The organism is Streptomyces sp. NPDC059567 (assembly GCF_042735655.1).
Taxonomy (GTDB): Bacteria; Actinomycetota; Actinomycetes; order Streptomycetales; family Streptomycetaceae; genus Streptomyces.
The window spans coordinates 11970-20908 of record NZ_JBHWBS010000062.1; the positions used below are offsets into that span (position 1 = coordinate 11970).

Annotated in this window: 8 protein-coding genes; all 8 read right to left on the minus strand. The window is 71.6% G+C overall.

What is annotated here, in order from left to right; genetic code table 11:
* Nucleotides 1-93: 93 nt before the first annotated feature.
* The gene (locus tag ACFVZW_RS24520) at nt 94-1536 is read right to left on the minus strand and encodes a GuaB1 family IMP dehydrogenase-related protein (protein WP_384524981.1); all 1443 of its coding nucleotides are present in this window, start codon (nt 1534-1536) and stop codon (nt 94-96) included.
* Nucleotides 1537-1696: 160 nt separating this feature from the next.
* Nucleotides 1697-2455 carry a FadR/GntR family transcriptional regulator gene (locus ACFVZW_RS24525; protein WP_384524984.1) on the minus strand — a complete coding sequence of 253 codons (759 nt, stop codon included), beginning with the start codon at nt 2453-2455 and terminating at the stop codon, nt 1697-1699.
* Between the two features lie 10 nt (nt 2456-2465).
* The gene (gene denD, locus ACFVZW_RS24530; RefSeq protein WP_384524987.1) at nt 2466-3512 is read right to left on the minus strand and encodes a D-erythronate dehydrogenase; all 1047 of its coding nucleotides are present in this window, start codon (nt 3510-3512) and stop codon (nt 2466-2468) included.
* The gene (gene otnI, locus ACFVZW_RS24535; RefSeq protein WP_384524990.1) at nt 3509-4360 is read right to left on the minus strand and encodes a 2-oxo-tetronate isomerase; all 852 of its coding nucleotides are present in this window, start codon (nt 4358-4360) and stop codon (nt 3509-3511) included. Before otnI ends, denD begins: the two co-directional genes overlap by 4 nt.
* A gap of 78 nt (nt 4361-4438) precedes the next feature.
* A complete protein-coding gene (locus ACFVZW_RS24540) occupies nt 4439-5746 on the minus strand; it encodes an MFS transporter (protein WP_384524993.1) in 1308 nt (435 codons plus the stop codon).
* 54 nt (nt 5747-5800) lie between these two features.
* Nucleotides 5801-6496 (minus strand): aldolase, encoded by a 696-nt coding sequence (locus tag ACFVZW_RS24545; RefSeq protein WP_384524996.1) that lies wholly within the window; start codon nt 6494-6496, stop codon nt 5801-5803.
* Nucleotides 6493-7776 (minus strand): 3-oxo-tetronate kinase, encoded by a 1284-nt coding sequence (gene otnK / locus ACFVZW_RS24550; RefSeq protein ID WP_384524999.1) that lies wholly within the window; start codon nt 7774-7776, stop codon nt 6493-6495. Before otnK ends, ACFVZW_RS24545 begins: the two co-directional genes overlap by 4 nt.
* A 1-nt stretch (nt 7777) precedes the next feature.
* Nucleotides 7778-8692 carry an L-threonate dehydrogenase gene (gene ltnD / locus ACFVZW_RS24555; protein ID WP_384525002.1) on the minus strand — a complete coding sequence of 305 codons (915 nt, stop codon included), beginning with the start codon at nt 8690-8692 and terminating at the stop codon, nt 7778-7780.
* Nucleotides 8693-8939: the final 247 nt, after the last annotated feature.

The following is an 8939-nucleotide window of genomic DNA, read 5'->3' on the forward strand; positions in this document are numbered from 1 at the left end:
GGTTTTTGTCTCACACCCCCCCCCCCGCCCCGCCCCCGGATCGCGCCCCGGCCCCCGCCCGCGGTCGCGGGGGCCCCTGCTGCGGAGAACCGACTAGCTCCAGCTGGCGTGCAGCGGCTTGCCCTCGGCGTAACCGGCGGCGCTCTGGATGCCGACCACGGCCTTCTCCTCGAACTCGGCGAGCGAGGCCGCGCCCGCGTAGGTGCAGGAGGAGCGGACGCCCGCGATGATCGAGTCGATCAGGTCCTCGACGCCCGGGCGGGCCGGGTCGAGGAACATCCGGGAGGTCGAGATGCCCTCCTCGAAGAGGCCCTTGCGCGCGCGGTCGTAGGCCGACTCCTCGCTCGTGCGGTTCTGCACGGCGCGGGCCGAGGCCATGCCGAAGGACTCCTTGTACGGACGCCCGTCGGCGGTGTGCTGCAGGTCGCCCGGGGACTCGTACGTCCCGGCGAACCACGAGCCGATCATGACGTTGGACGCACCGGCGGCGAGCGCCATGGCGACATCGCGCGGGTGCCGGATGCCACCGTCGGCCCAGACGTGCTTGCCGTACTTCTTCGCCTCGGCGGCGCACTCCAGGACGGCGGAGAACTGCGGGCGGCCGACGCCGGTCATCATGCGCGTGGTGCACATGGCGCCGGGGCCCACACCGACCTTGATGATGTCCGCGCCGGCCTCGATGAGGTCGCGCACACCCTCGGCGGCGACGATGTTGCCGGCGACGATCGGCACCTGCGGGTCGAGGGCGCGGACGGCCTTGATCGCGGAGATCATCGACTCCTGGTGGCCGTGCGCCGTGTCGATGACGAGCGTGTCGACGCCCGCGTCGAGGAGCTGCTTGGCCTTGCCCACGAAGTCGCCGTTGATGCCGACGGCGGCGGCGATGCGCAGCTTGCCGTTCGCGTCGGTGGCCGGGGTGTACAGGGTCGCGCGGAGCGCGCCCTTGCGGGTCAGGATGCCGACCAGACGGCCGTCCTTGTCCACGGCCGGGGCGTAGCGGCGGTTGGCGTGGTCGAGCGTGTTGAACGCGTCGCGCGGCTCGATGTCGGCGTCGAGGAGCAGCAGGTCCTTCGACATGACCTCGGAGAGCTGGGTGAAGCGGTCCACGCCGGACAGGTCCGCGTCGGTGACGACACCGACCGGACGGCGGTCCGCGTCGACGACGACACCGGCGTCGTGCGACCGCTTGGGCAGCAGCGAGAGCGCGTCGGCGACGGTCTGGTGGGGCTCCAGGACGATGGGGGTGTCCAGGACGTGGTGGCGGCTCTTCACCCACGAGATGACGTCGGTGACGACCTCGATCGGAATGTCCTGGGGGATGACGACGAGGCCACCGCGGCGGGCGACGGTCTCGGCCATGCGACGGCCGGCGATCGCGGTCATGTTGGCGACGACCAGCGGGATCGTCGTGCCGGAACCGTCCGGCGAGGCGAGGTCCACGGCCTGGCGGGAACCCACGGCCGAGCGGCTCGGCACCATGAAGACATCGTCATACGTCAGGTCGTAGGGCGGCTTGACGTCATTGAGGAAACGCACGTGCTGACATCCCAGTCGTTCGGATCGGCCCCTAGGCATTTCAGCCAGGGGAAAAAGCACGTAGTTCATTGTCCCACGCCTGTACGAATACCAGACCCGGGCGTTTCATCCGAGGCTTGCGGGGCCGGTCCTGTGGGATCGCACGAATGCGGCGGTCCCGTCAGGGCGCCGTGCTGTCCAGACCCACCACGTCGACGTCCTCGGTCTCCGTCCAGAAACGTTCGTCCGCGTCCTGCAACCGGGTGGCCGCGTGCTTCATGTGGCGCAGCGCGGCGTCCCTGGCCGCCTCGGCGTCGCCGGACTCCACGGCGGCCAGGATCGCGTGGTGCTCCTGGCGGACGTCCTCGATGAAGTCGTCCCGGCGCGCCTCGTTCGCCCGTGTGATCCGGATGCCGCTGCGCGCCACCTCGCCGAGGTACCGCACCGTGGAGACCATCACGGCGTTGCCGGTCGACTCGGCGATGGACTGGTGGAAGGAGAGGTCCTCGTCGACGCCGTCGCCGCCGGCCGCGACCGCGGCGTCGATCGCGTCGAGCGCCGCGCGCATCCGGGCGAAGTCGGCCGGTGTGGCGCGGGCGGCCGCGAGCGCGGCCGCCTCGCCCTCCATGGCGCGGCGCACCTCGACTATCTGGAGCACCTTGGACTTGGTCGCGGCGGCCTCGGATTCCAGGTCGAGCGGCCGGGTGCGGCGCGGCAGGACGAACACGCCGAGGCCCTGGCGCGCTTCGACGAGGCCGGCGTTGCGGAGCCTGGACACGGCCTCGCGCACCACCGTGCGGCTGACGCCGAGCTGCTTGACCAGCTCGACCTCGGTCGGCAGCTTGTCGCCCTCGGCGATACGCCCGGACTCGATCTCTTCCGAGAGCATCGCCGCTACTCGGTCCGCGAGCCGGACCGGACCGCTCACCTTGGAAAACATGGTCATCAGTCTATCGGCGCGGAGCCCCGTCGCCTGGGTCGGCCGACGCCGCGGGAGCGATCGCGTCGGCGTGGTCGGCGACGTAGTCCCGTACCACGGCCGCGAAGTCGGGGTCGGGCTCCAGACCGAGCGCCGCGGCGCGGGTGTTGTCGAAGGCGGCGGGCCACGAGCCCACGAGGGACTCGACGGCCGGGTCGGGGGCGATCGTCACCAGGTCGGCGACGGCGTCACCGGCCTCCCGGCGCAGCGTGGCCAGCATCTCGGCGACCGTGACCGTGAGCGCCGGCAGGTTGACCGGCAGATTGCCCTCGACCCGGCCCGGGCCCGTACCGCGCTCGGCCTGCGCGACGCGGAGGATGCCCTCCACGGTGCGGCGAGGCGAGGCCAGGGCGACCCGCAGCTCGGGGTCGACCGGGCAGATCGCCGGAAGGCCCGCGAGCGGCTCGCGGACGATGCCGGACAGGAAGCCCGAGGCGGCCGCGTTCGGCTTCCCCGGCCGCACGGACACGGTCATGAGGCGGGTGACGCGGCCGTCGACGTAGCCGCGGCGGGTGTACTCCGCGACCAGCTGCTCGCAGACGAACTTCTGGATGCCGTAGCTGGACCGCGGGGTGGGCAGGGTCGACTCGGAGACGACCGGCGGCAGCGGAAGCGCCGGATCGGAGCCGTAGACGGCGACGCTGCTGGAGAACACCACCAGGGCCGTCGGGCCCCCTGCGGCCGACTGGGCGCGGGCGGCTTCGAGCAGCGCGCGGGTCGTGTCGACGTTGGCGCCCATGCCGAGGTCGAAGTCGGCCTCGCACTCGGCGGAGACGGCGGAGGCCAGGTGCACGACGACATCGACCGGCTTCGCGAACAACTCGTCGAGGCTGTCGGTCAGGTCCCCCCGCACGACGTCGACGATGGGGTCGGCCGCCTCCGGCGAGGTGTCGGGCACGAACCGGTCGGCGAGGACCAGCCGCTCGATGGGCGTACCGCGGAACGTCCGTGCGTCGAGCAGGGCGCGGGCGACCTGTCGACCGAGGAAGCCGAAGCCACCCGTGATGACGATCCTCATGCGTTGTCTCCTCGGTGATTCTGGTGGTTCTCGTCGTGCTGGTGGTTCTTGAGGTCGTGCTGGTGGTTCCTGAGCCAGCCGAGCCCCTCGCTCGTGCCGGCCCGCGGGACGTACTCGCAGCCGATCCATCCCTCGAAGCCCGACTCGTCGATGACGCCGAACAGATGGCGGATGTCGAGCTCGCCCTGGTCGGGCTCGTGGCGGTCCGGGACGCCGGCGATCTGCAGATGGCCGACGCGGCCGGTGGGAAGGTCGCGGCGCAGGGTGGTGGTGAGGTCGCCCTCGACGATCTGGCAGTGGTAGAGGTCCAGTTGGACCTTGAGGTTCGGGGCGCCGGCCTCCCGCACCACGGCATGCGCGTCGGCCTGCCGGCTCAGGAAGTAGCCGGGCATGTCACGGCCGTTGATCGGCTCGATCAGGATGTCGACGCCCGCCGCGGCGGCCCGCTCCGCGGCGCGGGCGAGGTTGGCCACGTACGTCTCGCGGTGCGCGGAGAGCTCGGCCGGGCTCGCGTCGGGACGGACGAGTCCGGCCATCACATGGAGGCGCGGGCAGTCCAGCGCCGCCGCGTACTCCAGCGCCCGGTCGATCCCGTCGAGCGTCTCCTTCTCACGGCCGGGCAGCGCGGCCGTCCCGCGCTCGCCGCCGTCCCAGTCTCCCGGGGGCGCGTTGAAGAGCACCTGACGCAGGCCGTGGTCGTCGAGGCGGCGACGGAGTTCGGTGGCGTCATAGGCGTACGGGAAGAGGTACTCGACGGCCTGGAAGCCGTCGGCCGCGGCCGCGGAGAAGCGGTCGAGGAAGTCGTGCTCGGTGTACATCATGGACAGGTTCGCGGCGAACCTCGGCATGGTGACTCCTGTGGGGGAAGGGCCGGATCCGGTCCTGAGCGGTGGAGCGGATCCGGCCGGTGGGACGGGCGCGGCCCGTCAGCGGTTGACGACCTGCTTGTTCGTGGTCAGCACCGCGACGGCGCCGACGACGAGGCTGAGCGCCAGGACGTACATGGGGATCGAGGTGGAGCCGGTGGCGTCCTTGAGCGCGCCGATCATGTACGGGCTGACGAAGCCGGCGAGGTTGCCCACCGAGTTGATCACGGCGAGTCCGGCCGCGGCGGCGGTGCCGCCGAGGAACGCGGTGGGGAGCGACCAGAAGAGCGGCGCGCAGGTCAGCACACCGGCCGCGGCGAAGGAGAGCGCGACCAGGGACAGCACGGTGGACCCGGACCAGCTCGCGGCGAGCGAGAAGCCGACGGCGCCCATGAGGCTCGGGATCACCAGGTGCCAGCGGCGCTCGCGGCGCTTGTCCGCCGAGCGGCCGAAGAGGTTCATCGCGACGAGCGCGGCGAGGAACGGTACGGCGCTGAGGACGCCGATCGCGAGGTTGCCCTTGATGCCGGTCGACTGGACGAAGGTGGGCATCCAGAAGGTCAGCGCGTACTGGCCCATCACGAAGCAGAAGTAGATGAGGCACATCAGCCACACCTTGGGCTCGCGGAAGGCGTCCAGGACCCGGCCGTGCACCGACTTCTGGGCGGAGTCCTCGGCGATCGCCCGCTCGACGATGTCCTTCTCCTCCTCGCTGAGCCACTTGGCGTCGCGGACGCCGTTGTCGAGGTAGAACAGGCAGGCCACACCGATGGCGAGCGCGGGGAGGGCCTCCAGGAGGAACATCCACTGCCAGCCCTGCCAGCCGTTGACACCCTGGAAGCGGTCCATGATCCAGCCGGACAGCGGGTTGCCGAAGATGCCGGCGACCGGGATGGCCGACATGAACAGGGCGATGACCCGGGCCCGGCGGTGCGAGGGGAACCAGTACGTGCAGTAGAGGATCACACCGGGGTAGAACCCCGCCTCGGCCGCGCCGAGCAGGAAGCGGAGCACGTAGAAGGTCGTCTCGTTCGAGACGAACATGAACCCCGCCGAGACCACGCCCCAGGTGATCATGATGCGGGCGATCCAGGTGCGGGCTCCGATGCGCTGCAGCATCAGGTTCGAGGGGACCTCGAAGAGGAAGTAGCCGATGAAGAACAGGCCGGCGCCGAGGCCGTACGCCGCCTCGCTGAAACCGAGGTCCGCGGACATCTGCAGCTTGGCGAAGCCGACGTTGACGCGGTCCAGGTAGGAGAAGACGTAACAGAGGATGAGGAAGGGGACGATGCGGCGCACGACCTTGCGGAAGACGGCGTTCTCGCGGGCGAGGTCGGGGGCCTCTGCCGTCGTCGCGGATATGGACATGACGGAATCCTTCGTAAGCGGCTCAGGGGATTCTCTGACGGGGTGGAACGCTGGTCACCACGCTGCTCGGAACGTGGACCTCAGTTCCTCGATCGCGTGACTGGAGAGTGGCTCAGGGCGACGGTCGGTCAGGAGCCAGAGGCGTGCCGTCTCCTCGAGTTCTTCGAGGACGGCGAGGGCGGTGGCGGCGTCCGGACCCCAGACGACGGGGCCCAGACGGTCGAGGAGCACGGCCCTGATCGGGGTGGCGCGTGCGGCGCGGTCGGCGATCGCGGCCGCCACCAGATCGGCCACGCGCGGGTCGCCGGGCCGGTGGTAGGGGATGAGCGGAACGTGCCCGACCTTCATCACGTAGTACGGGGTGAGGGGCGGGAGCACGTCGTCCTGGCTCCACACGCCGGCCAGGGTGAGCCCGACCAGATGCGTGGAGTGGGTGTGGAGGACGAAGCGGGCCGTGGGGTCGGCCTCGTAGATGCGCCGGTGCAGCGTCAGCGTCTTGCTGGCGCGGTCGCCCGCCACCTGCTCGCCGCCGGCGTCGACCAGCGCGAGCCGGTCGGGTTCGAGGAAACCGAGGGCGGCGTCGGTGGGGGTGATCAGATGGCCGTCGCCGACCCGGGCGCTGATGTTGCCCGCGCTGGCGTGGACGTAGCCGCGGGCGAACAGGCTCGTGCCCACCCGGACGATCTCGGCGCGCGCCGCGTCCACGGCGCTGTTCGGCAGGTCCGCCGCGCTGTCACGGAGCCCGGTCACGCGGCGTCCTCCGCGTCGAGGAGGGCGAAGGCGTCGGTGAAGAAGCCGGGGCCGCCGAAGTTGCCGGACTTGAGGGTGATGTGGAGCGTGTCCCCGGCGGGGAGGGCCGCGGCGCACCACGGCACGCCGGGGTCGATCTGCGGCCCGATGCGCAGCCCGGTGAGGCCGAGCGCCTGGACGACCGCTCCGGAGGTCTCGCCGCCGGCGACGACGAGGCTGCGGACTCCGCGCTCCACGAGCCCCTGGGCGACCCGCGCCAGGGTCCGCTCCACGAGCTCCCCCGCTTCGCCCGCGCCGAGGCGGCCCTGGACGGTGCGGACGGTGTCGGGGGTCTCGGTGGAGTAGACGAGGACCGGCCCGTCGGCCAGGTGCTCCTCGGCGAAGGCCAGTGCCTGCCCGGCGATGTCCTCACCGGCCGCGATGCGCAGGGGATCCACGCTGAACGCGGGACGGCCGCTCTTCAGGAACTCCACGACCTGGCCGTTGGTCGCCTCGGAGACCGATCCGGAGACGACGGCCCGGTGCCCTGCCGACGGCGGGAGCTGCGCGGCGGCGGGCGAGGGACGGAAGCCCCAGTTCGCGGGCAGACCGATCGCGAGCCCGGACCCGGCGGTCACCAGCGGCAGCCCCTGGACCGCCGCGCCCATGCGCACCAGGTCGTCGTTGGAGACGGCGTCGACGATCGCCGTGGCGACGCCGTTCGCCCGCAGCTCGGAGATGCGGGACCGGATGGCCTCGGCGCCGGCGGCGACGACCGTGTGGTCGACGAGGCCGACCGGCCGGGTGGTCTGGGCGGCGAGTACGGAGACCAGGTTGGAGTCGGTCATCGGGGTGAGCGGGTGGTTCCGCATCCCGCTCTCGGCGAGCAGGACGTCTCCGACGAAGAGGTGGCCCTTGAAGACCGTGCGCCCGTTGTCGGGGAAGGCCGGGGTGGCGATGGTGAAGTCGGTGTCCAGCGCGTCCATCAGGGCCTCGGTGACCGGCCCGATGTTGCCCGCCGGCGTCGAGTCGAAGGTGGAGCAGTACTTGAAGTAGATCTGCTCGGCGCCTGCCGAGCGGAGCCAGGCGAGGGCCCGCAGCGAGGCGTCGACGGCCTCGGCGGCCGGGACGGTACGCGACTTGAGGGCGATGACGACGGCGTCGGCGTCCATGTCGTGGCCGCTTCCGGCGGGCGGTACGTCGATCAGCTGGACGACGCGCATGCCCGCGCGCACCAGGTTGTTGGCGAGGTCGGTGGCGCCGGTGAAGTCGTCGGCGATGCAGCCGAGTCGGATGCCCATGTCAGCCCTCCGCCTTCGGCAGGTCGACACCCGGGAAGATCTTGATGACCGCGCTGTCGTCCTCGCGGCCGAAGCCGGCCGCCGACGCCTGCAGGAACATCTGGTGCGCCGTGGCGGCGAGCGGGAGCGGGAAGCGCTCGGGGCGGGCGGCGTCCAGGACGAGCCCGAGGTCCTTGACGAAGATGTCGACCGCGGACAACGGCGTGTAGTCGCCGGCGAGGACGTGCGCCATGCGGTTCTCGAACATCCACGAGTTGCCCGCGCTGTGCGTGATGACCTCGTAGAGCGCCTCGGCCGGGACGCCGGCCTTGATGCCCAGCGCCATCGCCTCGGCCGCTGCGGCGATGTGCACACCGGCGAGGAGCTGGTTCACGATCTTGACCTTCGAGCCGAGTCCGGCGCGCTCGCCCAGCCGGTAGACCGTGCCGCTCATGGCCTCCAGGAACGGGTCGGCGAGTGCGTACGCCGCGGCAGGGCCGGAGGTCATCATGGTGAGCTCGCCGACGGCGGCTCGGGCGGCGCCGCCGGAGATGGGGGCGTCCAGGTAGAGCACGCCCCGCTCGGCGAGGCGCCCCTCGAGCTCCTCGGACCAGCCGGGGTCGACCGTGGAGCACATCACGAAGACGGCGCCCGGGCGCAGCCGGTCGGCCGCCCCGTCGGTGTCGAACAGCACGGACTCGACCTGCGTCGCGTTGACGACGACACCGACCAGGACGTCCACGGCGGCCGCCAGGTCGCCGGTGGTGGCGTACGCCGTCCCGCCGTCCCGGGCGAAGCCCTCGGCCACGTCCGGCCGCAGGTCGTGGACCGCGACGTCGTGCCCGGCCGCCCGCAGACTGCGGGCCATCCCCAGGCCCATGGCCCCGAGTCCCACCACGCCGACGCGCGGACGTGTCGGCCTGTCCTGGTCGTTCATGCCCCTACCTCGTCTCGCTGTGCCTTCCCGGGGCGCGAGCCCTGGAAGGCGATCGGGTCATATGATGACCTGAGGACGTAGGTCAGTCCACAGTGATGCGCATCACATTGCAGGGATTGCGCGGTGTGCAACGCAGAAGGGGGGGGGGGGGCGGGGGGGGCGAGAGGTCCAGCGCTGCCGAGAGGGGCGGCGCGCTCTGGGTGGGGGTGGCGACGGTGCGGGGGCGCTCGGTGTCGCGCGCGGGCGG